Origin of the sequence: Streptomyces sp. NPDC089799 (genome assembly GCF_040684755.1) — a bacterium.
GTDB lineage: Bacteria > Actinomycetota > Actinomycetes > Streptomycetales > Streptomycetaceae > Streptomyces.
In genome coordinates this window covers 176,814-198,037 of sequence record NZ_JBFBGR010000013.1, presented here as the reverse complement: position 1 = coordinate 198,037, position 21,224 = coordinate 176,814, and the positions used below count along the sequence as shown (strand labels likewise).

The window sequence follows — 21,224 nt, the reverse complement described above, 5'->3', positions numbered from 1 at the left end:
CGGGAACCCACTACCGGTGGGTAACGTCCGGTCGGTCCACATCGTGGCGATGGCGCCCCAGAGGAGCAGCAGTCTTGCGCGAGTTCAGCCTTCCGGCCCTGTACGAGGTCCCCTCCGACGGGAACCTCACGGATCTCATCCGCCGCAATGCCTCGCAGCATCCCCACACTGCTGTCATGGCCCGCAAGACCGCTTCCGGTTCCGGCTGGGAGGACGTCACCGCGCGGCAGTTCCTCGACGAGGTGCGGGCGGCGGCCAAGGGCCTGATCGCGGCGGGCGTGCGGCCCGGCGACCGGGTCGCGCTGATCTCGCGCACCCGCTACGAGTGGGTGCTGATCGACTTCGCGATCTGGAGCGCGGGCGCGGTCACCGTCCCGGTGTACGAGACCTCCTCCCCCGAGCAGATCCAGTGGATCCTCGGTGACTCCGGCGCGGTGGCCGCGGTGGTCGAGGGGGCCGGGCACAGTGCGGCCGTGGCCGCCCTGCGCGACGCGCTGCCGGAGCTGCGCGAGGTCTGGGAGATCGAGCAGGGCGCTCTGGAGGCCCTGAAGGCGGCGGGCGCGGACGTCAGTGACGCCGAGGTGGACGAGCGCAGCTCGCTGGCGAACGCCGACGACCCGGCCACCATCGTCTACACCTCGGGCACCACCGGCCGCCCCAAGGGCTGCGTGCTGACCCACCGGAACTTCTTCGCCGAGTGCGGCAACGTGGTGGAGCGGCTGAGCCCGCTGTTCCGCACCGGTGACTGCTCGGTGCTGCTCTTCCTGCCGGCCGCGCACGTCTTCGGGCGCCTGGTGGAGGTGGCCGCGGTGCTGGCGCCGATCCGCCTGGGCTGCGTACCGGACATCAAGAACCTGACCGACGAGCTCCAGTCCTTCCGCCCGACGCTGATCCTGGGCGTGCCGCGGGTGTTCGAGAAGGTCTTCAACTCGGCGCGGGCGAAGGCGCAGGCCGACGGCAAGGGCCGGATCTTCGACGCGGCGGCCGACACCGCGATCGCGTACAGCCGGGCGCTGGACACCCCGGGGGGTCCGTCCTTCGGGCTGCGGCTGAAGCACCGCATCTTCTCCAAGCTGGTCTACAGCAAGCTGCACGCCGTCCTCGGCGGCCGCGGCGAGTACGCGATCTCCGGCGGCGCCCCGCTGGGCGAGCGGCTCGGGCACTTCTTCCGCGGCATCGGCTTCACCGTGCTGGAGGGCTACGGCCTGACCGAGTCCTGCGCGGCCACGGCCTTCAACCCGTGGGACCGCCCGAAGATCGGTACGGTCGGCCAGCCGCTGCCGGGTTCCGTGGTGCGCATCGCGGACGACGGCGAGGTGCTGCTGCACGGCGAGCACATCTTCAAGGAGTACTGGAACAACGAGTCGGCCACGGCCGAGGCGCTGACCGACGGCTGGTTCCACACCGGTGACGTCGGCACCCTGGACGAGGACGGTTACCTCGCCATCACCGGCCGGAAGAAGGAGCTCATCGTCACGGCGGGCGGCAAGAACGTGGCCCCCGCGGTGATCGAGGACCGGATCCGGGCACACGCGCTGGTCGCGGAGTGCATGGTGGTGGGCGACGGCCGGCCGTTCGTGGCCGCGCTGGTCACCCTGGACGAGGAGTTCCTCGGCCGCTGGGCGCAGGAGAACGGCAAGCCGGCGGGTGTGACGGCGGCGGAGCTGCGCGAGGACGCGGAGCTGGTCGCCGCCGTCCAGAAGGCGATCGATGACGGCAACGCTGCGGTTTCCAAGGCGGAATCGGTGCGGAAGTTCCGCATTCTCGGCTCCCAGTTCACGGAGGAGTCGGGCCACATCACGCCTTCGCTGAAGCTGAAGCGGAACGTGGTGGCGAAGGACTTCGCGGACGAGATCGAGGCGCTCTACCGCGGCTGACGTGCCTGAACGCGGCTGACGCGGCTGACGCAGTTGCTTGTGCGGCCGTGTGGCCGTGTGGCCGTGTGGCCGTGTGGCCGTCCGGGGCTAGCTCGGGTCCTCGGCGAGGATCCGGGCCATGTTCCGTTCGGCCAGTGCCGTGATGGTGACGAACGGGTTCACGCCGAGGCTGCCGGGCACCAGGGAGCCGTCGACCACGTAGAGGCCGCGGTAGCCCTTGGCCCTGCCGTACGCGTCGGTGGCCCGGCCGAGCACGCAGCCGCCCAGCGGGTGGTAGGTGAAGTCGTCGGCGAAGGCCCTGTTGCCACCGAACAGGTCGTGGCGGTAGACCGTGACGTTCCTCCGGTTGATGCGGTCGAAGAGGGTCTTGGCGGCGTTGACGGACGGTGTGCTCTGGTCCCGGCGCCAGTTCAGCCGGGCCGAGTCGGTGGCCGCGTCGTAGGTGAAGTGGCCGCGTTCGGGGTTCTTGGTGATCGCGAGGTACATCGAGATCCAGTGCTCCAGGCCCATGGGCAGCGGGGCGATCTCCGCGAAGACCGGGTTGGCGGCGTTGTCCCAGTCGTCGATGCCGAGGGCGGGCATGGTGGCCTGGTTGGCGCCGACGGTGTCCCACAGGTGGTTGGCGCGGGCGGTCATCACGTTTCCGTTGGGCCCCCAGCCGAGTCCCACCTGGTCGCTGAGGGCGGGCAGGGTTCCGGTCTCCCGGGCCCGCAGCAGGATCTCCGTGGTGCCCAGGCTGCCGGCGCCGAGGAAGAGCCGGCCGCAGCCGAGTTCACGGGTCTGCGTGACGCGTCCGGACAGGTCGATGGTGTGCACGGTCAGGACGTAGCCCCCGGCCGGATCGGGCCGTACGCCGACGACCCGTTGCAGGGTCTCGATGGTGACGTTTCCGGTGCCGAGGGCGGCGGCGAGGTAGGTCTTGTCCAGGCTCCGCTTGCCGTGGTTGTTGCCGTAGATGACCTCACCGGCCAGCGCCGACCTGGGCACCTCGTCGGCGGCCTCCCGTTTCATGTAGCCGAAGTCGTAGACGTTGGGCACGAAGACGGTGCGCAGTCCGGTGTTGGCGGCGTGCTTGCGGGAGATCCGGGCGAAGCGGTACCACTCGGTGGATTCGAACCAGGCCGGGTCGATGTCGTTGACGCCGAGCATCCGGCGGGCGAGCGGGTAGTAGGTCCCGTACATCTCCTCGGCGTCGACGCCGGGGAAGACCTCGGAGAAGTAGGAGCGGCGCGGTGTGGGCGACATTCCGCCGTTGACCAGGGAGCCGCCGCCGACGCCCCGGCCCACGTAGACGGACATGTCGCCGTGGTTCACCCGGTCCAGTACGCCGGGGTAGGGGCTGATGTTCCGGTTGACCACGTCCAGCCAGAGGAACTGGGCGAGCGGGGCCTCGGTGCGGGTGCGGAACCACATGGAGCGCTGGTCCGGGGCGGTGGTGGGCGGGAAGACCCGGCCGTCGGGGCCGGGGGTGTCCCAGAGGCGGCCCATCTCCAGTACGACGGTCCGTACGCCGGCCTCGCCGAGCCGGAGGGCGGCCACGGCGGAACCGTAACCGGAACCGACGACCACGGCCGGGGCGTAGTGTGCGGCCGGGGGCGGCTCGGCGGCGGCGGCCGGGCTGGGGCCGATTCTGGTGAAGCCGAGGGCGGCGGCGGTCTGCAGGGCACCGAGGCCCAGTATGTGACGCCGCGTCAGGTTTGGTGTCATGGCCGCATCATGGGCGGAATGCGGTCTTCCGCCCATATGCGGCGCAGCCATGGTTCTGGGTGACAGTCAGCTCTGGCTGCGGGGCCGCGCGGGCGCGATGCCCGGGCCGGGCGAAGCCGTCGCTCGCGCGGGCGGGGCCGGGCGGGCCGCCGCGCGGTGCCATTACCCCTCCCCGCCCCTTCCCGGAACCGGGGCTCGGCCCCGGACCCCGCCCTTCGCCTGCGGGCCGGTGGGGGCTGGTCGCGCAGTTCCCCGCGCCCCTGGCAGGGCGCTAGAGCAGGTCGCGGAGGCGGTCCGCCAGGAGGTCCCAGCGCCAGCGTTCCTCGACCCAGGCTCGGCCCCTGGCACCCATCCGGGCGCGGAGGTCCGGGTCCTGCAGGAGGGCCACGATGCGGTCCGCCGAGTCCTCCGGGACGCCGCCGCGGACCACCCAGCCGGTTTCGCCGTCCAGGACCGCGTCCGGGGCGCCGCCGGAGTCGCCCGCCACGACCGGCAGGCCGGTGGCGGAGGCCTCCAGGTAGACGATGCCGAGGCCCTCCACGTCCAGTCCGCCGCGCCGGGTCCGGCAGGGCATGGCGAAGACGTCGCCCGCTCCGTAGTGCGCCGGGAGTTCGGCCCAGGGGACGGCACCGGTGAAGACCACCGAGTCCGCGACCCCGGTGGTGACGGCCAGCTTCCGCAGGTCCGCCTCGTAGGGGCCGCCGCCGACGATCAGCAGCACCGCGTCCGGCACGGCCGCCAGGATCCGCGGCATGGCCCGGATCAGGGTGTCCTGGCCCTTGCGCGGGACCAGCCGCGAGACGCACACCACGACCGGGCGGCCGGAGAGGCCGAGGCGGGCCCGGACGGCGTCGCCGCCCGAGTCCGGGTGGAAGGTCTTCTCGTCCACGCCGGGCGGCAGTTGGACCATCCGGTCCGCCGCCCGTTCGGTGAGCGCGGAGGCGATCCGGGAACGGGTGTACTCGCCGAGGTAGGTGAGGGTGTCCGCGCCCTCTCCGATGCGCCGCAGCAGCTGCCGGGCCGCGGGCAGCTGCGCCCAGCCCGCCTCGTGGCCGTGCGTGGTCGCCACCAGCCGGCGCGCCCCGGCCCGCCGCAGGGCCGGTCCCATCAGGCCCAGCGGTGCCGCCGCCCCGAACCAGACCGACTCGCAGCCGTGCTCGCGCAGCAGGCCGACCGCCCGCTTCGTCACCCTCGGCGTGGGCAGCAGCATGGTCGTACGGTCGCGGACCACCCGGAACGGCTGCTCGGCGTCGAAGGCCGCGGTGGCCTCCCGACCCTCCGCCCCGTGCTTCCAGGTGGAGGCGTAGACGACGATGCGGTCGGGGTCCAGGCGCAGCGCCATGTTGTGCAGGAACGCCTGGATGCCACCGGGCCGCGGCGGGAAGTCGTTGGTCACGATCAGGGTCTTGTGCATCGCCTGCCGACAGTACCGGACCGGTTTCGATTACCGCGTCCCGTGGCCCCGAGGGCTCCGACCTGGGCATCATGGCGCAGTGTTGAAGCTTTCTTCGGCCTGGTCGGCCACACGGATCCTGCTCCTTTTGTGCACCTTCCGGGTGATTCCGCTGCCGGGTGCGGATGTGACGGTCGACGTCACGGTGATCTACCAGGGCTGGTACGGGGTGTTCCGGACCGGCACCTTCCCGATGGACGACGTGACCTGGCAGTACCCGCCGGGTGCGGCACTGGCGATCCTGGCCCCGGGACTGCTGCCGTTCCTGTCGTACACCGCCGCCTTCATCGTGCTCTGCCTCGCCGCGGACGCGCTGGTGACCGGGATGCTGGCCCGCCGCAGCCGGCGGGCCGCCTGGTACTGGGTGTGGGCGGTGCCGCTGGTCGGCCCGACGGCGTACGCGCGCTACGACATCTTCGTCTCGGCGGTGGCGGTGGCGGCCCTGCTGCTGCCGCGGCTGCGCGGCCCGCTGATCGCGTTCGGCGCGGTACTGAAGATCTGGCCGGCGCTGCTGCTGGCGGGCGTCCGGAGCAAGGCGGTGTGGCTGTCGACGGCCGTGACGGGAGCGCTGCTGCTGGCGGTGTTCGCGGTCACCACGCCGGGATCGCTGGCCTTCCTGACGTTCCAGCGGGACCGGGGCACCGAGGTGGAGTCGCTGGGCGCGCTGCCGCTGCACTTCGCCCGCCGGTTCGGCTGGTGGGACGGCGAAGTGAAGCTCAACTACGGATCGATCGAGTTCCTCGGCCCGTGGGTGGACACCATCAGCACGCTCTCGCTGGGGCTGACGGCGGTCGCGTTCGGCTGGCTGCTGCTGTGGCGACTGCGGACCCGGATCGTGGCGGGCGACGAGCGGGTGGTGTTCGACGCGGCGTTCGCGGCGGTGCTGCTGTTCACCGTCACCAGCCGGGTGATCAGCCCGCAGTACCTGGTGTGGCTGGTGGCCCTGGCGGCGGTGTGCCTGACCCTGACGGACTCGAAGATGGTCCGGGCGACGCGGATCCTGCTGGTGGCCACGGCGTTCACGCAGCTGGAGTTCCCGACGTACTTCTCGGAGATCATGGGCAGCGAGTGGATCGGGATCGTGCTGATCGTCACGCGGAACGGGCTGCTGGTGTGGGCGACGCTGTCCGCTTGCAGGGTGTTGTGGGAGGCGTCGAAGGCGGGGGCGACGGCTGCGCCGGAACCGGCGGCCGGCGCTCGGACCGAGGTGGGGGCGCCGCTCGGCTGAGGCGTGGGCAGGGCTGGGAGGCGTCGGGCCGACCGGTCCTGCATCAGTCGGGCAGGTCGGTGCGCAGGCTCTGTTGCCAGGCCGTGGTCAGGGTCGGCAGGTCCGTGTGCAGGGTGTGGGAGAGGGCCTCGGGGAGGGGTTCGCGGGCGGCGGCCGTGTAGAGGCGCAGGAGGGCCTGCTCGCCCCAGCGGGCGGCGATCGTGCGGCAGGCCAGCCAGGACTCCTCATAGGCCCGGGACAGCGCCTCCTGGTCCCCGCCGAAGGCGAACGCCCCGTTCGCCGGCAGCGCGGCCGGGACGCGGCCCGTGCGGACCGCGCGGGCCGTGGCCGGGGCGATGTCCGGCGGCGTACGGCCGCTCCCCCGGTACGCCACCCAGTCCGCGAGGCCCTCCGAGAGCCACATCGGGGTCGAGGCCGAGGTCACCGGCCGGGTCGCGACATGGGTGATCTCGTGGGTGAGCACGATGCGGCGGCCCTCCTCGCCCAGCTCGGCGTAGGCGTCCGGGTTGACCACCACCCGGTCCGCGGGGGCCGGGGAGGCGCCCACCCGGCCGGTGGTGACGGCCGCCATCCCCCGGTACGCCCCGGGCGCCGAGCCGAGGAGGGCGGCCATCCGGTCCGCCGAGCCGGGCACCAGCAGCACCGCCCGGCCGGACCACGGGGTGCCGCCGGAGGTGCCGGGAGGGCCGGAGGGCCAGGCCGCGGCCACCGCGGGGACGGCCGCGTCGGCGGCCGCCGCGATCCCGGTGAGCCGCTCGCGCGGGCCGGTGCCCAGCACCAGCGCGTACCGGCCGCGCACCGCCTCCACCGGGCCCTGGTCCCACAGCTCGGGCAGGGCGCCCGGGGCGGGACGGTCGGCCTCGACCCGCCAGTGCCCGTCCCGTTCGGCCAGGGTGAGCTCGCGGGCGCCGCCGGCGGGGGCCCCGTCGTGACCGGCCAGGCGGTAGCGGAGGTCCGCCCCCGCGGTGGCTCCGGTCCCGGCGTCCGTGACCGTGACCCGGACCGAGCGGACCTCGTACGCCCAGGACTCCAGCGGGACCCCGGCGGGCCGTCCGCCCCCGCCGGCCGCCCAGTCGGCGACGGCCCGCCGGACCTCTGCCTCGGCCTCCGCCTTCGCCCGGGGGGCGTCGGCGGGCCGCCCGGTGCACCCGGCCGACGGGACGAGCAGCGCCAGGACCAGCAGGAGCAGGGCGCGGACCGGCCGGGCCGCCGGGGCCGGCCGGTCCGGGAAGCGGAACCCGAAACGGAGGGCCGGACCCGGCTCGGGGCCGGGCCCGGGCCGGAGCGGGGCGGCGCGGCGGGCGGCGCGGCGGGCGGGGCGGGACACCCTGCGATCGTACGCAGCGCCCGGACGGCCCTCCGGGCCTGCCGCCTGCCGCCTGCCGCCTGCCGCCTGCCGCCTGCCGCCTGCCGCCTGCCGCCTGCCGCCTGCCGCCTGCCGCTACGGTCGCGTGACCCCGGAGACCGGCATCATGCCGACCGGGTCGTAGCGGACCGGGGCCCCCGGGTAGGGGGCGTGGATGACCTGTCCGTTGCCGACGTACATGCCGACGTGGCTGGCGTCCGACCGGTAGGTGATCAGGTCGCCGGGCCGGGCCTCGGACAGCGGGACCCTGCGTCCGGCGAACCGCTGGGCCTGCGAGGTGCGCGGCAGGGCGACGCCCGCCTGCCGGTAGGACCACACCATCAGGCCCGAGCAGTCGAACCCGGAGGGTCCGGTCGCACCCCACACGTACGGCCTGCCGACGGCGGCGCGGGCGGCCATCACCGCCGCGGCGGCCCGCCCGGAGGCCGGGGCCGAGCCGGACGGGCCGGACAGGTCGGGCAGTGCGCCGGCCCGGCCGCCCGACCGCGAGGAGCGCTCGTACTCCTCCCGTTCCGGCGCGGGCATCTCGTTGAGCAGCCGCCGTGCCGCCGCCAGCTTGGCGGTGACCGAGCGCTTGTGCCGGGCCACGTCCGCGCGCAGCCTGTCGAGTTCGGCGAGCTTGCCGGCGGCCTCCCTGCGCTGCTGGTCCAGCCGGCGCTGCTCCTCGCGGAGTTCGCCGAGCTGCCGGGCCTGGCGGGTGGTCAGCCGGTCCAGGGTGCCGGCCTTCTCCAGGTATTCGTCGGGGTCCTCGGTGAGCAGCAGCTCCATGGTGGGGTCGAGGCCGCCGGACCGGTACTGGGCGCCGGCGAAGGCGCCGAGCAGGCCCCGCATGGTGTTGATGCGGTCCTGGGCGCGGGCCGCCGCGTCCTGGGCCCGGCTCACCTCGGCGCGCAGTTTCGCGCTCCGCTCCCCCGCCTCGTTGAAGCGTTCGGTGGCCTGCTCGGCCTCCTCGAAGAGGCGCTCGACGGCCGCTCTGGCGTCGCCCGGCGGGTCCGCGGGCGCGGCGACCGCGGGAACGGCCGTCAGGGCGGTGGCGGTGGCTGCCGCGGCGGCCGACAGGAGGTGCACTGTGTTGCGGTCGAGGCCGAGGGGCCCGGTCCGGCGATGGGTCGCCACGGGAAGCCGTACTCCCTTCCGCTGCGCGGCCCGTGTCCGCCCCCCGTGGACGGCCGGTGCCGGGTTCCGCGCTGGCAGACAGTAACCGCGCGGACACGCCCCGGCCAACGACCGTTCGGGGCCGGTACGCCGACGCCCCGCCGACAGACGCAGGTCATCGGCGGGGCGTCGGGCGGAGCGGCGCACTCGGAATTCCCCCGGACGGTCGACGTCCGGCGTGCCCTGGCGTTCCGTCAGGAGCCGTTGGACCAACCCCGGGGCGAATCAGGACGATTCATCTCCCGACGGGTCAGATGCGGACACCGAACTGGGGCGACATGTAGCTGATCTTCTCGTACTTGACCCCGCCGCGCGGGTTCGAGGCGTGCAGGGTCATGCCGTTGCCCGCGTAGAGGCCGACGTGGTGCAGGTCGCTGTAGAAGAACACCAGGTCACCGGGCTGGAGCTGGCTCAGCGGGATGCGGGTGCCTTCCTTGGCCTGGGTCCAGGTGGTGCGGGTGATGCCCACGCCGGCCTGCTTGTACGCCCACTGGGTCAGGCCGGAGCAGTCGAAGGCGGTGGGGCCCTCGGCGCCCGATATGTACGCGCTGCCCAGCTTCGTCTTGGCGGCGGCGAGTGCGGCGCCGGCACGGCCCGAAGCCTTGACGTTGCCGAGGTTGACCCGCTCGCCGTCGTCGCGGCTGGCCCGCTGCTCGTCGTCCTTGAGCTGGGCGCGCTCCTGCGCGGTCAGGGTGTTGAGCAGCTTCTGGGCCTCGGCGAGCTTGGCCTGCGCGGCGGCCTTCTTGTCTGCCAGCTCCTTGCGGGTGGCGTCGAGGTCCTTGAGCTTGCCCTGGGCCTCCTGCCGCTGCTGGGCCAGGGTGCGCTGCTTGGCCTGGATCTGCTGCACTGCCTCCAGCTGCTGTCCCGTCAACTGGTCCAGGGTGGAGGCCTGGTCGAGGTAGTCCTCGGGGTCGGAGGAGAGGAAGAGGGCCAGGGAGGGGTCGATGCCTCCGTTGCGGTACTGCGCGGCGGCCATCGAACCCAGCGTGTTGCGGAGCTCGTTGAGCTCGCCCTGACCGCGGGCCACCTGGTCCTGGAGCTGCCCGATCTGCTTTTCGAGCTTGTCCTGCTGCTCCTTGGCGCCGTTCGCCTTCTCGGTGGCCTGCTCGGCCTCCTCGTAGAGGGCGTCGACCTTCGCCTTGACCTCGTCCTTGCCCGGCTTGGCCGGGGCGGCCACGGCCGCGTGCGACGAGAGTGCGACGGCTGCCGCGGCGGTGGCGGTGAGGACGGTCACGCGCGCGCGGTTCGGCTGCTTGGGTCGACGGTGGGACGCCACGGAGGCGAGCTCCTTCTTCCTCGTGCCGCCGGCGGCGTTCGCACGCGCCCGGCAGCACCTCCGCCGTCACCCGGTCGAGTGATCTACCGCACGAAGGTTTGGGCCAGACCCTAGTGACCCCGCCGTGATCACTTCAAATCCCGGAAGGAAAAAATCCGCCCCCCGACCGGCTTCTTTACCTTCACCGCACGCTGCGTACCGGCGAGTTGACCCTGCGTTCCGCGATCACCGGGCCAATTCGGGCATTGGGTGCAGGAGTTACATCCGTGACGGGTGTTACGAGACGCGCGAAAGCCGCTTCAGCAGCAAGAGGGACGCGACCGGCCGGGCACCCGCCTTGGCCACCCCGTCCGCCACTTCCCGGTCCGTGGAGACCACCACGACCGGGCGGCCCGAGGGCTCGGCCCGCACCAGCTGCCGGATGAGCTCGTCCGCCGTCACGCCCGGCTTGGAGAACAGCACCCGGACACCGCGCGGCGGCGCCAACAGCACCGGGGCGGCCAGCTCCGCGCCGTCGAACACACAGGTCATCTCGGCCCCGGTCTGCGCCGCCAGCATGGACAGGCCGCCCAGCAGCCGCAGCCGCTGCTGCTCCAGCGGCATCGTCGGATAGCCGGTCTTGGTGACGTTGTACCCGTCGACCACCAGATGTGCCTGGGGCAGCGCCAGCAGCTGGTCCAGCAGCGCCGGGTCGGTCTCCGACAGGGCGCGCGCCGCGATGTCCTTCGGGGTCATCCGTCCCGGCTCCACCGCGTCGACGGTGTCCGCCGGACGGGTCGAGAGCGGCGGCAGCGCCAGTTCGCGGCGCAGCCCCTGGGCCGCGTCCAGCACGGTGTCCAGCAGCAGCCGCAGCCGCATGTCCTCGACGCTCCGGCCCTCGCGGGTGGCCCGGCGGGACGCCTCCAGGGCCGACTCGGCCTCGCCGAGCCGCGCCTTGAGGCGCCGGTTCTCGCTCTCCGCGGCCGCCACCTGCGCGGCCGCCTCGCCCTTGATGCCCTCGATCTCGGCCGCCGTCTTGCGCAGTGCGGCCTCCCCGCGCTTGACGTCGTTGAGCGCGCTGCGCAGCTTCCGCTGAAGCGATTCGGCTTCCTTGCGGGCCGTCTCCAGCTCGGTGCGCAGCTGTTCGCCGCCACTGCGCTGTGCGTCGCGGGCCTCGGCCAGCTCCTCGCGGAGCCGTTCCAGTTCGCGCCGGCTCTCCTCGCCGATCCGTTCGGCGTCGGCGCGCTGCGCCTCCTCGCCGGCGGCGGCGACCAGCTTGACCCAGCCGACGGGGCGCAGCACGTAGGCGGCGGCCGCGACGTCGAGGGGGTCGGCGGCGGCCGGCGGCGCGCCTGACTCCAGGGCGGTGGCGAGCTCGGGCTGTGCCTCGCGCACCTTCTCGGCGACCCGGCCGCGGAAGACGGCGTCCGTCTCCACCGCGGCCGCCATCGCGTTGCCCGCGAACTTGGCGCGGCGGGAGGGGGTGAACCGGGCGTACTGCCGCAGCTGCGCCGGCAGGTCGGCGAGGGTCAGCCCGCCGAAGGCGTCCGAGACCAGCGCGACGACCTTGCGCCGCACGCCTTCCGGCAGCGGGCGGTCGAGGACCTCCGCGGCGTCACCGGCCCCGTCGGCCGGCTCAGCACCGCTTGCCGGTTCCACAATCCGTCACCCCTACCGTTGTTTCTTCTTCCCTCGGTCCGCCGCTCCCCTCAGGAGTCCGCGCCCGGCCTGTCCACCAGTTCGATCTGGTCCACCGCGTTGCACCAACGGCAGCGGACCGACTCGATGGTCTCATTGACCACCTCGCGTTCCTCGACCTTGGGCTCTCCCGCGAGGTCGAGGTGGACGTACTCCACGACCTTGGACGAACGGGTGACGTCGAACCGGGTGAGATTGCCGCACAGCGTGCAGCGCCAGCGGGTCGTCTCGGTCGGCAGGGGGACCGTCATGATGCCGTTCTCTCCTTCGTCGCTCATTCAAGTAAACCGCCTCACCGGCGGCAGCACGTAACCCTACGGCCCGCCCGGCATCGGCGGGGCATGCGATCGGTATCCGTCCGGTTACGCCATGCTCTTCGCATGATCGTAAGGTGGCGGACCGTGCGGGAGGCCGCCCGGGGTCCGGTGGTCACGCACGCCCTGATCGCGGGCTGCTCTGCGGTGTTCCTGATCGGACCGGCCTCGGGCCTGAATCCCGGCTACGGGACCGGCGAGGCACTGGTGGAGTCGGGGACGGAGTACTTCCGGCGCTGGGGGGTGGTGCCGGCCGAGCTGTTCGGCGGCGGCATACGCGAACTGCTCACCCCGCTGACGGCGCTGTTCGTGCACGGCAGCTGGCTGCACCTGCTGGGCAACATGCTGTTCCTCTTCGTCTTCGGGGCCATGACCGAGGAGCGGATGGGCCGGGCGGAGTTCCTGCTCTTCTCCCTCTGCACGGGCTATCTGTCGCTGGTGGCGTACGCGGCGGCGCACGCCTCGCAGGAGCAGACCCTGGTCGGCGCGTCGGGGGCGATCTCGGCGGTCCTGGGGGCGTTCCTGTGCCTCTTCCCGCGGGCCCGGGTGACCAGCCTCTTCCCCTTCCTGCTGTTCCTGCCGCTGCGCTTCCCGGCGTGGATGGTGCTGCTGTCCTGGTTCGCCCTCCAGTGGCTGGCGGCGCACCGTGCGGGCAGCGGGCCGGGGGTGGCGTACCTGGCCCATCTGGTGGGCTTCTCCCTGGGGTTCGCCTACGCCTGGGTGCGCTATCGGCGTACGACTAGAGTGGGCCGACCAGCGACGGACACCGAGGGAGACACCACAAGTGATCACCGCGATCGTGCTCATCAAGACCAGCGTTGACCGTATTCCGGAGATCGCGGAATCGATCGCGGCCCTGGAGAACGTCAGCGAGGTCTACTCGGTGACGGGGACCTACGACCTGATCGCCATCGTCCGGGTGGCCCGCCACGAGAACCTGGCGGACATCATCCCGGGCAAGATCAGCAAGATCCAGGGCGTCGAGGCCACCGACACGCACGTCGCGTTCCGCACCTACTCCCAGCACGACCTGGAGGCGGCCTTCGCGATCGGTCTCGACGCCTAGCACCGGTCGCGGACAGCCGACAGGCCCGGCGGGGGCTCCTCCCGCCGGGCCTGCGGTTTCCCGGGTAGTCAGGGCCGGGAGTTCATGGGGGTCAGACCGCCGGGACGCAGCGGCCCTCCTCGGTGCGGTACTGCCACTTCGCGCCGTCGGTGACCAGCTCGCGGACCGCGCGGACGAACCGGTCGACGTGCTCGTCGGGGGTGCCGGCGCCGAAGCTGACCCGGATGGCGTTCAGGGACCGCTCGCCGGGGGCCGCCTCGGGGGCGCCGCACTCGCCCGGCTGCTGCGCCTCGCCGCCCAGCAGGGTGCGGACCAGCGGGTGCGCGCAGAAGAGGCCGTCGCGGACGCCGATGCCGTACTCGGCGGAAAGGGCCGCCGCGAAGTGGGAGCTGTTCCAGCCGTCCACCACGAAGGAGATCACGCCGACGCGGGGGGCGTCGTCGCCGAACAGCGACAGGACCCGTACCTCGGGTACGTCGGCCAGGCCGGCCCGGACCTTGGCGATCAGCTGCCGCTCCCGGTCGACCAGGGTGTCGAAGCCGGCTTCGGTCAGGGCGCGGCAGGCCGAGGCGATGGCGTAGACGCCGATCACGTTCGGGGAGCCGGCCTCGTGGCGGGCGGCGGTGGTGTGCCATGCGACGTCCACGCCACCGTCCTCACGGCGCGCGACCGTACGGGAGGCTCCGCCGCCGGCCAGGTACGGCTCCGCCTGCTGCAGCCAGTCCGCGCGACCGGCCAGCACGCCCGAACCGAAGGGCGCGTAGAGCTTGTGGCCGGAGAAGGCGACCCAGTCCACGTCGAGGTCGGCGACGGACACCGCGTGGTGGGGCGCCAGCTGGGCGGCGTCCAGGACGATCCGGGCGCCGTGCGCGTGGGCCGCCGCGGCCAGTTCCTTCACCGGCCAGAGCTCGCCGGTGACGTTCGAGGCACCGGTGACGCAGACCAGGGCCGGGCCGTAGGGGTCGCGGTCGGCCAGCGCCCGCTCCAGGGTCTCGACGGCTTCGCCCGGGGTGCGCGGCGCGTCGAGGTAGGTGACCTGCGCGTCTCCCCACGGCAGCAGCGAGGCGTGGTGCTCGGTCTCGAAGACGAAGACCCGGCAGCCGGCCGGCAGGGCCCGGGCCAGCAGGTTCAGCGAGTCCGTGGTGGACCGCGTGAAGATCACCTGATCGGATGACCGGCAGTCGAGGAACTCGGCGACCGTGGCGCGGCTCTGCTCGAACAGGTCGGTGGACAGCTGCGAGAGGTAACCGGCTCCGCGGTGCACGCTGCCGTAGTACGGGGCGTACGCGGCGACGTCGTCCCAGACCCGCTGCAGGGCGGGGGCGCTGGCCGCGTAGTCCAGGGCGGCGTAGGTGACTTCGCCGCCGGTGACGAGCGGGACGGTGACGTCGCGGCCGAGGACGGGCAGCGGTGCGGCGGAGCCTTCGGCACGGGCGGACCCGGCGACCTCGGTGCGGCAGCAGGCGGTGGCGGCAGCGGAGTCGGCGGCGGCAGTGCCGGCGGAGGTGAGGGTGGTGGCGGCGTCGGCGTACGCGGACATGGCGGTGTCTCCCGGGATGGCAGGGCTGAATGGCTTCGCTGGCCGTACGCGGGTGCGGCGCGGCGGCCGACCGGGGTACGGGAATGCCTCGGGGGCGCCAGGGGGCCGCGGGACCGCGGAGATGGCGCGGGCATGCGGAAGGAACCCTGTTCCGAGGGGGGAAGAAAGGGCGCTAGGCGCCTATCGCATTCGCTTGCTCACGGAAAACGCTCCTCGAGAGACCAGGACCCCTGGTGTCGAGGGATCCGCGCTTGCCGTGGACCTTGCTGTCCACGACCTGGTCATCACCCGGGGCACCCCGCCACGGAAGGAGGGTTGCCGGACAGCGAGCCGGGGCCTTGACGCTGTCACTCGTGACCTGGTCAAGAATCCTGCCACATGATCGAGAAAGCGCAAGCCCCCGTTCCGGCATGTGGACGGGGGCTCGCGCGACGGAGGCCGGAAACTAGAGGTTGCTGGCGCGAACCCAGCGCTCCAGCGCGGAGCGGGCCGCACCCGAGTCGATGGACTCGGCGGCGCGGGCGATACCGGCCCGCAGCTGCTCCTCCAGGGAGCCGGTGCCCGGGTCGAGGGCGACCAGGGCCGCGGCCGAGTTCAGCAGGACCGCGTCCCGCACCGGGCCGGTCTCCCCGGTCAGCAGCCGCCGGGCCACGTCCGCGTTGTACGAGGCGTCGGCGCCGCGCAGTTCGGATACGTCGACCAGCGGGATGCCGACGTCCCGCGGGTCGAAGGCCTGCTCGTCGACCCGGCCGTCGCGCACCCACCAGACCCGCGAGGTGGCGGTGGTGGTGAGCTCGTCCAGGCCGTCGTCGCCGCGGAAGACCAGCGCGGAGGAGCCCCGCTCGGCGAGCACGCCGGCCACGATGGGTGCCATCCGGGCGTCGGCCACGCCGGTCGCCTGCGCGCGCACCCGGGCCGGGTTGGTCAGCGGGCCGAGGAAGTTGAAGGTGGTGCGGATGCCGAGCTCGCGGCGGGCCGCGGCGACGTGCCGCAGCGCGGGGTGGAACTTGACCGCGAAGCAGAAGGTGACCCCGGCCTCCTCGGCGACCGCCGCCACCCGGGCGGGGGTGAGGTCCAGGTTGACGCCGAGCTTCTCCAGCACGTCGGAGGCGCCGCTCGCGGAGGACGAGGCCCGGTTGCCGTGCTTGACCACCTTGGCGCCGGTGCCGGCCACCACGATGGAGGACATCGTGGAGATGTTGACCGTTTTCGCGCCGTCCCCGCCGGTCCCGACGATGTCCACGGTACGACCCGGAATATCAATCAGGTTGGCGTGCTCGTACATGGCGCGGACGAGGCCGTTGATCTCCGCGACGGTCTCGCCCTTGGCCCGCAGGGCGACCGCGAAGCCGGCGATCTGGGCGTCGGTGGCCTGCCCCCGCATGATCTGGTCCATGGCCCATTCGGTGTCCTCGGCAGCGAGATCGTTGCCGGTCAGAAGGGCTTCGAGGACGGCCGGCCAGGACCTGGCCGCCACGTCGTCGCGGCCTGTCTGGGTCACCACGTTCATGGTCCGCTCCTGGGTCATCGGTCGCTTGTGGGAATCAACGGGAACTCAAGCGTATCCAGCGGGCGCGGACGGCAGAGAGCCCCGTCCAGCGACTGGACGGGGCTCTCGCCGTGGCGATCTGTTTTCAGCCTGATACGGGGCTTGGGAGATCAACCGGTGGATCCGCCGGGGATCCGGCCGGATCAGTGGTGGCCGTGGCCGCTCTGGATCTCCTTGTACTCCTCGGCGGAGGGCTTGTCGATCTGCGTGCCCTCGCCGTACCAGCCGCGGCTGAGCTTGGCGCGGAGCTTCTCGACCGCGCCCACCTTGCGCTCGACACCGTTCTCGTCGACCGTCGGGCCGATCTCCAGCGGCGTGTACTGGTGGTGCGAGGTGAGCTTGTGCAGCTCGCCCTGCGAGAGCGGCTCGTGCACCTCGACGAACTCACCGTGCGGCAGGCGCTTGATGATGCCGGTCTCGCGGCCGTGCAGCACCTTGTCCTTGTCCCGGCGCTGGAGGCCGAGGCAGATCCGCTTGGTGATCACGAAGGCGATGACCGGGCCCACGAAGAAGCCGATCCGCGCGAACCAGGTGATCGAGTTGATCGACAGGTGGAAGTACTGCGCGAACATGTCGTTTCCACCGGCGATCAGCAGGATCACGTACCAGACGATCCAGGCGACACCGAAACCGGTACGGGTCGGGGCGTTGCGCGGGCGGTCCAGGATGTGGTGCTCGCGCTTGTCGCCGGTGACCCAGGACTCGATGAACGGGTAGACCGCGATGGCCGCCAGGACCAGCGGGAAGATCACCAGCGGGATGAACACGCCCAGGACCAGGGTGTGGCCCCACAGGTTGATCTCCCAGCCCGGCATGGCACGGATGAGGCCCTCGGAGAAGCCCATGTACCAGTCCGGCTGCGCGCCCGTGGACACGTGGTCCGGGACGTACGGGCCGAGCGCCCAGATCGGGTTGATCGAGGCGATGCCGGCGATGGCCGCGATGATGCCGAAGACCAGGAAGAAGAAGCCTCCGGCCTTGGCCATGTAGACCGGCAGCAGCGGCATGCCCACGACGTTCTCGTTGGTCCGGCCGGGACCCGCGAACTGGGTGTGCTTGTGGTAGAAGACCAGGATCAGGTGGGCCACCAGCAGGCCCATCATGATGCCGGGCAGCAGCAGGATGTGGATCGAGTAGAACCGGGCCACGAAGTCGTGGCCGGGGAACTCGCCGCCGAAGAGGAACATCGACAGGTACGTGCCCACGATCGGCACGGACAGGATCGCGCCCTCCATGAAGCGGACACCGGTGCCCGAGAGCAGGTCGTCCGGCAGGGAGTAACCGGTGAAGCCGGTGAACATGCCGAGGACCAGCAGCAGGAAGCCGAAGACCCAGTTGACCTCACGCGGCTTGCGGAACGCACCGGTGAAGAAGACGCGCATCATGTGCACGAGCATCGCGGCGACGAAGATCAGGGCCGCCCAGTGGTGGATCTGCCGGATGAGCAGACCGCCGCGGACGTCGAAGCTGATGTCCAGGGTCGAGGCGAAGGCCTCGGACATCCGGACGCCCTGCATCGGCACGTACGAGCCGTGGTACACGACCTCGTTCATGCTCGGGTGGAAGAACAGCGTCAGGTACACACCCGTGAGGATGATGATGATGAAGCTGTAGAGGCAGATCTCGCCCAGCATGAAGGACCAGTGGTCCGGGAAGATCTTGCGCATGTTCGCCTTGGCGAGGCTGTAGATGCCCAGGCGGCCGTCCGCCCAGTCGGCTACGCGCTCGCCGCGCGGCGCTTTGCGCTCCGTGGTCGTGGCAGTGCTCATCCGCGCTCCCAGAATGCAGGACCGACGGGCTCCGCGAAGTCGCCGAGCGCTTCGAGGAAGCCTTCGTCATTCACACCGATCCGCAGCTGCGGAAGCGCGTGACCGGCCGGGCCGAAGATGACACGGGCGCCGTCGGAGAGGTCGAAGGTGGACTGGTGGCACGGGCAGAGCACGTGGTGCGTCTGCTGCTCGTACAGGCTGATCGGGCAGCCGACGTGGGTGCAGATCTTCGAGTAGGCGACGATGCCGTCGTGGGACCACTCGAGTTCCTGCTTGTCCTTGATGTCCTCCGGCTTGATCCGGACGATCATCAGGGCAGCCTTGGCGATCTGCTGCATGTAGTCGTGGCTCTCCTCCTCCAGGCCCTCGGGCTTGGCGAAGGTGAGCGAGCCGACCACGATGTCCTCGGGACGCAGCGGCTCCATCGTGTTCTGGTTGATGAGCAGCTTGCCCTTCGCCCAGACGGTCTTGCGGAGCTTGTCCTCGGGCAGCGGGCCCAGGTCGCGCAGCAGCATCAGGCCGGAGAGCGGCACCAGGGCCAGCGCGCCGAGCATGGTGTTGCGGATCAGCGGCCGGCGGCCGATGACGGACTCCTCGGCGCCGTCGGCGAAGTCCTGCAGGACCTTCGCCTTGACCTCGGGAGCCGCGGCGATCGGGTGCCGGTCGTCGGCGACCTCCACGTCGGACATCAGGGTGCGGGCCCAGTGGACCGCGCCCGCGCCGATGCAGAACAGGGCCGTGCCCAGGGTCAGGCCGAGGCTGAAGTTGAGCGCGCTCACGTGGCCGAAGGGCCAGATGAACACGATCTTGTCGACCGGGATCGCCACGTACGCGACGATGAAGGCGATCGTGGCCAGCATCGACACCGTGAACAGCAGCGCCACGGTGCGCTCGGAATGCTTGGCCGCGCGCTCGTCGATGTCCTGGATACGAGGCTTGTGGGCCGGCAGGCCGGGGTCGGCGAACGGGTCGTCCGCGACCGCTACACCGGCGTGGTGCGCGTCGCCCTGCTCGCTCGGCAGGTGCTTCTCTTCGGGAATGTCTTGGCTACTCATGACTTCTTGGCCTTAGCGGTGTGGGCCGCGACCCAGACGGCGACAGCGATCAGCGCACCCAGACCGAAGACCCAGCCGAACAGACCCTCGGAAACGGGGCCGAGGCCGCCGAGCTTGAGACCACCCGGGTTGGTCGAGTACTCGCCGTTCACGTGCTGGAGGTACGCGATGATGTCCTTCTTCTCCTTCTCCGGCATGGTGCTGTCGGGGAAGGAAGGCATGTTCTGCGGGCCGGTGAGCATGGCCTCGTAGATGTGCTTCGGCGAGACGTCCTCAAGGTTGGGCGCGTACTTGCCGTGCGTCAGCGCACCGCCCTCGCCGGTGAAGTTGTGGCACTGCGCGCAGTTGTTGCGGAACAGCTCGCCACCCGCGGCGATGTCGGCACCCGCCGGGTTGTACTGCTTCTCGGTCGGCGCGGCCGGGCCGGCGCCGAGGGAGGCGATGTACGCGGCCAGCTGGTCCGTCTGAGCCTGGGTGTAGATGACGGGCTTCTTCGGCACCTGGGCGCCGGGCTGCTGGGCGGGCATGCGGCCCGTGCTCACCTGGAAGTCGACGGCGGCAGCGCCGACGCCCACCAGGCTCGGGCCGTCAGAGGAACCCTGACCGCCGGTTCCGTGGCAGCTTGCGCAACCCACGGCGTAGAGCTTCTGGCCCTCCTCGATGGCGAGGGACTGGGCGGTTTCATCGGCCTGCGCCTTGCCCGCGGGGGCGAAGGCGGCGTACAGCCCCCCAGTGGCCGCCAGCGCGAGGAGTAGAACGACGACCGCCGCCAGCGGATGGCGTCGTCGTGCGGAGAGCTTTTTCACGGATTACCCCGGTGTCAGGATCTTCTGCGTCGGTGTTTCTGGATGTACTGCCGGGCGCGGGCCCGGCCGCGTGTGTTCGCTACTTGATCAGGTAGATCGTGGCGAAGAGGCCGATCCAGACGACATCGACGAAGTGCCAGTAGTAGGACACGACGATGGCCGAGGTGGCCTGTTCGTGGGTGAACCTCTTGGCCGCGTACGTCCGGCCGAGGACCAGCAGGAAGGCGATGAGTCCGCCCGTCACGTGCAGTCCGTGGAAGCCGGTGGTCAGGTAGAAGACCGAGCCGTACGGACCGGACGAGAGGCTCATGCCCTCGTGCTTGACCAGCTCGGTGTACTCGAACACCTGGCCGCCAATGAAGATCGCACCCATGACGAACGTGATGATGAACCACGTCCGGAGCTTCTTCACGTCACCGCGCTCCGCGGCGAATACGCCGAGCTGGCAGGTGAGGGAGGAAAGCACCAGGATCGTGGTGTTCGTCGCCGAGAAGGGAAGGTTCAGGGCCGATGCCTGTTCCGTCCAGTACTCGGCGCCGGTCACCGATCGCAGGGTGAAGTACATCGCGAAGAGGGCCGCGAAGAACATCAGCTCGGAACTCAACCAGATGATCGTTCCGACACTGACGAGGTTCGGTCGATTGACCGTCGGGTGCGCGTGCCCGGTATCTACTGTCGTTGCTGTCGCCACGACCGACATTATGTCGGTCGCTTATCCGGCCCTCACGCCGGGGGGTGCCGTTCGGAGTGTCCGGGAGGTGTGCACTGCCCGAACGGCCCATCGGAGCGGCCTTCGTCCTCCTTCGCCCGTCCGTCCGGATCCCTGTCCGAAGCGCTGCTGACAGCACGTCGGACGGAGTAGCATCCGCGCAAGATTTCCTGACGCGTGGAGGAAACAAATGCGGGCGACTGCGAGGGTTCTGGTCTACAGCGACGACTCCAACACCCGGGAGCAGGTGCGGCTCGCGGGCGGCCGCAGGCCCGCCGCGGACCTGCCCGAGGTGGAGTACCTCGAATGCGCGACGCTGCCGGCCGTGCTGAAGGAGCTGGAGCGGGGCGGGATCGACGTCTGCGTGCTGGACGGGGAGGCCGTGCCCGCGGGCGGCATGGGCGTCTGCCGGCAGATCAAGGACGAGATCTTCCGCTGCCCGCCCGTGCTGCTGCTGATGGGGCGCCCCCAGGACGCCTGGCTGGCCACCTGGAGCCGCGCGGACGCCGCGGTGACCCTTCCGGTGGACCCGGTGGAGTTCCCCGACGCCCTGGCGGGCCTGCTGAGGGCCCGGCTGTCCGTGAACTCCTGACGGCTCTGTGAAGTCCTGACGGCTCCGCGCACTCCTGACGGCTCCGTGAACTCCTGGCACAACGGCGGTGTGCGGGTACCCCGCA

18 protein-coding genes and 1 riboswitch are annotated in these 21,224 nt (G+C 71.5%); of the genes, 5 read left to right on the top strand and 13 right to left on the bottom strand.

What is annotated here, in order from left to right; translation table 11 throughout:
* Positions 1-74 precede the first annotated feature (74 nt).
* The gene (locus AB0O36_RS17385; RefSeq protein ID WP_365110563.1) at positions 75-1,877 is read left to right on the top strand and encodes an AMP-dependent synthetase/ligase; all 1,803 of its coding nucleotides are present in this window, start codon (positions 75-77) and stop codon (positions 1,875-1,877) included.
* Positions 1,878-1,964: 87 nt separating this feature from the next.
* Here the strand turns inward: AB0O36_RS17385 and AB0O36_RS17380 are convergent, their stop codons facing one another.
* Positions 1,965-3,584: a GMC oxidoreductase gene (locus AB0O36_RS17380; RefSeq protein ID WP_365110561.1), complete on the bottom strand. Its 1,620-nt coding sequence runs from the start codon at positions 3,582-3,584 to the stop codon at positions 1,965-1,967.
* Between the two features lie 271 nt (positions 3,585-3,855).
* The gene (locus AB0O36_RS17375; RefSeq protein WP_365110558.1) at positions 3,856-4,998 is read right to left on the bottom strand and encodes a glycosyltransferase family 4 protein; all 1,143 of its coding nucleotides are present in this window, start codon (positions 4,996-4,998) and stop codon (positions 3,856-3,858) included.
* An 82-nt stretch (positions 4,999-5,080) separates the two neighbouring features.
* Between AB0O36_RS17375 and AB0O36_RS17370 the strand changes: the two genes are divergently transcribed.
* Positions 5,081-6,265, top strand: coding sequence for a glycosyltransferase family 87 protein (locus tag AB0O36_RS17370; protein ID WP_365110609.1), 1,185 nt, complete (start codon positions 5,081-5,083; stop codon positions 6,263-6,265).
* A 43-nt stretch (positions 6,266-6,308) separates the two neighbouring features.
* Here the strand turns inward: AB0O36_RS17370 and AB0O36_RS17365 are convergent, their stop codons facing one another.
* The 5 genes from AB0O36_RS17365 to AB0O36_RS17345 form a co-directional block, all read right to left on the bottom strand.
* Positions 6,309-7,592: a hypothetical protein gene (locus AB0O36_RS17365; protein WP_365110555.1), complete on the bottom strand. Its 1,284-nt coding sequence runs from the start codon at positions 7,590-7,592 to the stop codon at positions 6,309-6,311.
* 114 nt (positions 7,593-7,706) lie between these two features.
* The gene (locus AB0O36_RS17360; RefSeq protein ID WP_365110552.1) at positions 7,707-8,747 is read right to left on the bottom strand and encodes an NlpC/P60 family protein; all 1,041 of its coding nucleotides are present in this window, start codon (positions 8,745-8,747) and stop codon (positions 7,707-7,709) included.
* Positions 8,748-9,036: 289 nt separating this feature from the next.
* Entirely contained in the window at positions 9,037-10,062 is a 1,026-nt protein-coding gene (locus AB0O36_RS17355; RefSeq protein WP_365110549.1) for an NlpC/P60 family protein, read from the bottom strand.
* Positions 10,063-10,338: 276 nt separating this feature from the next.
* A complete protein-coding gene (locus tag AB0O36_RS17350) occupies positions 10,339-11,703 on the bottom strand; it encodes an NYN domain-containing protein (RefSeq protein ID WP_365110606.1) in 1,365 nt (454 codons plus the stop codon).
* Between the two features lie 47 nt (positions 11,704-11,750).
* The gene (locus AB0O36_RS17345; protein ID WP_356409713.1) at positions 11,751-11,990 is read right to left on the bottom strand and encodes a hypothetical protein; all 240 of its coding nucleotides are present in this window, start codon (positions 11,988-11,990) and stop codon (positions 11,751-11,753) included.
* A gap of 129 nt (positions 11,991-12,119) precedes the next feature.
* Here AB0O36_RS17345 and AB0O36_RS17340 point away from each other — a divergent pair, with 129 nt between their 5' ends.
* Entirely contained in the window at positions 12,120-12,875 is a 756-nt protein-coding gene (locus tag AB0O36_RS17340) for a rhomboid family intramembrane serine protease (protein ID WP_365110547.1), read from the top strand.
* Positions 12,838-13,119: an Lrp/AsnC ligand binding domain-containing protein gene (locus tag AB0O36_RS17335; RefSeq protein WP_365110544.1), complete on the top strand. Its 282-nt coding sequence runs from the start codon at positions 12,838-12,840 to the stop codon at positions 13,117-13,119. The genes AB0O36_RS17340 and AB0O36_RS17335 overlap by 38 nt, the downstream gene beginning before the upstream one ends.
* Positions 13,120-13,210: 91 nt before the next feature.
* Here the strand turns inward: AB0O36_RS17335 and AB0O36_RS17330 are convergent, their stop codons facing one another.
* The 6 genes from AB0O36_RS17330 to AB0O36_RS17305 all read right to left on the bottom strand — a co-directional run bounded on the left by AB0O36_RS17330 (position 13,211) and on the right by AB0O36_RS17305 (position 20,538).
* On the bottom strand, positions 13,211-14,659 hold the full coding sequence (locus AB0O36_RS17330) for an aminotransferase class V-fold PLP-dependent enzyme (RefSeq protein ID WP_365110542.1): 1,449 nt from the start codon (positions 14,657-14,659) through the stop codon (positions 13,211-13,213).
* 242 nt (positions 14,660-14,901) lie between these two features.
* A riboswitch (SAM riboswitch) is annotated at positions 14,902-15,018 on the bottom strand.
* A gap of 86 nt (positions 15,019-15,104) precedes the next feature.
* Positions 15,105-16,169 carry an anthranilate phosphoribosyltransferase gene (gene trpD / locus AB0O36_RS17325; protein WP_365110540.1) on the bottom strand — a complete coding sequence of 355 codons (1,065 nt, stop codon included), beginning with the start codon at positions 16,167-16,169 and terminating at the stop codon, positions 15,105-15,107.
* A gap of 182 nt (positions 16,170-16,351) precedes the next feature.
* Positions 16,352-17,977, bottom strand: coding sequence for a cytochrome bc complex cytochrome b subunit (locus AB0O36_RS17320; protein WP_365110538.1), 1,626 nt, complete (start codon positions 17,975-17,977; stop codon positions 16,352-16,354).
* Positions 17,974-19,032, bottom strand: coding sequence for a Rieske 2Fe-2S domain-containing protein (locus AB0O36_RS17315; protein WP_365110536.1), 1,059 nt, complete (start codon positions 19,030-19,032; stop codon positions 17,974-17,976). Before AB0O36_RS17315 ends, AB0O36_RS17320 begins: the two co-directional genes overlap by 4 nt.
* Positions 19,029-19,838, bottom strand: a complete 810-nt coding sequence (locus AB0O36_RS17310) for a c-type cytochrome (protein WP_365110533.1) — start codon at positions 19,836-19,838, stop codon at positions 19,029-19,031. The genes AB0O36_RS17315 and AB0O36_RS17310 overlap by 4 nt, the downstream gene beginning before the upstream one ends.
* A 79-nt stretch (positions 19,839-19,917) precedes the next feature.
* On the bottom strand, positions 19,918-20,538 hold the full coding sequence (locus tag AB0O36_RS17305) for a heme-copper oxidase subunit III (RefSeq protein ID WP_008738823.1): 621 nt from the start codon (positions 20,536-20,538) through the stop codon (positions 19,918-19,920).
* Between the two features lie 199 nt (positions 20,539-20,737).
* Between AB0O36_RS17305 and AB0O36_RS17300 the strand changes: the two genes are divergently transcribed.
* Positions 20,738-21,139, top strand: coding sequence for a hypothetical protein (locus tag AB0O36_RS17300; protein WP_365110530.1), 402 nt, complete (start codon positions 20,738-20,740; stop codon positions 21,137-21,139).
* Positions 21,140-21,224 lie beyond the last annotated feature (85 nt).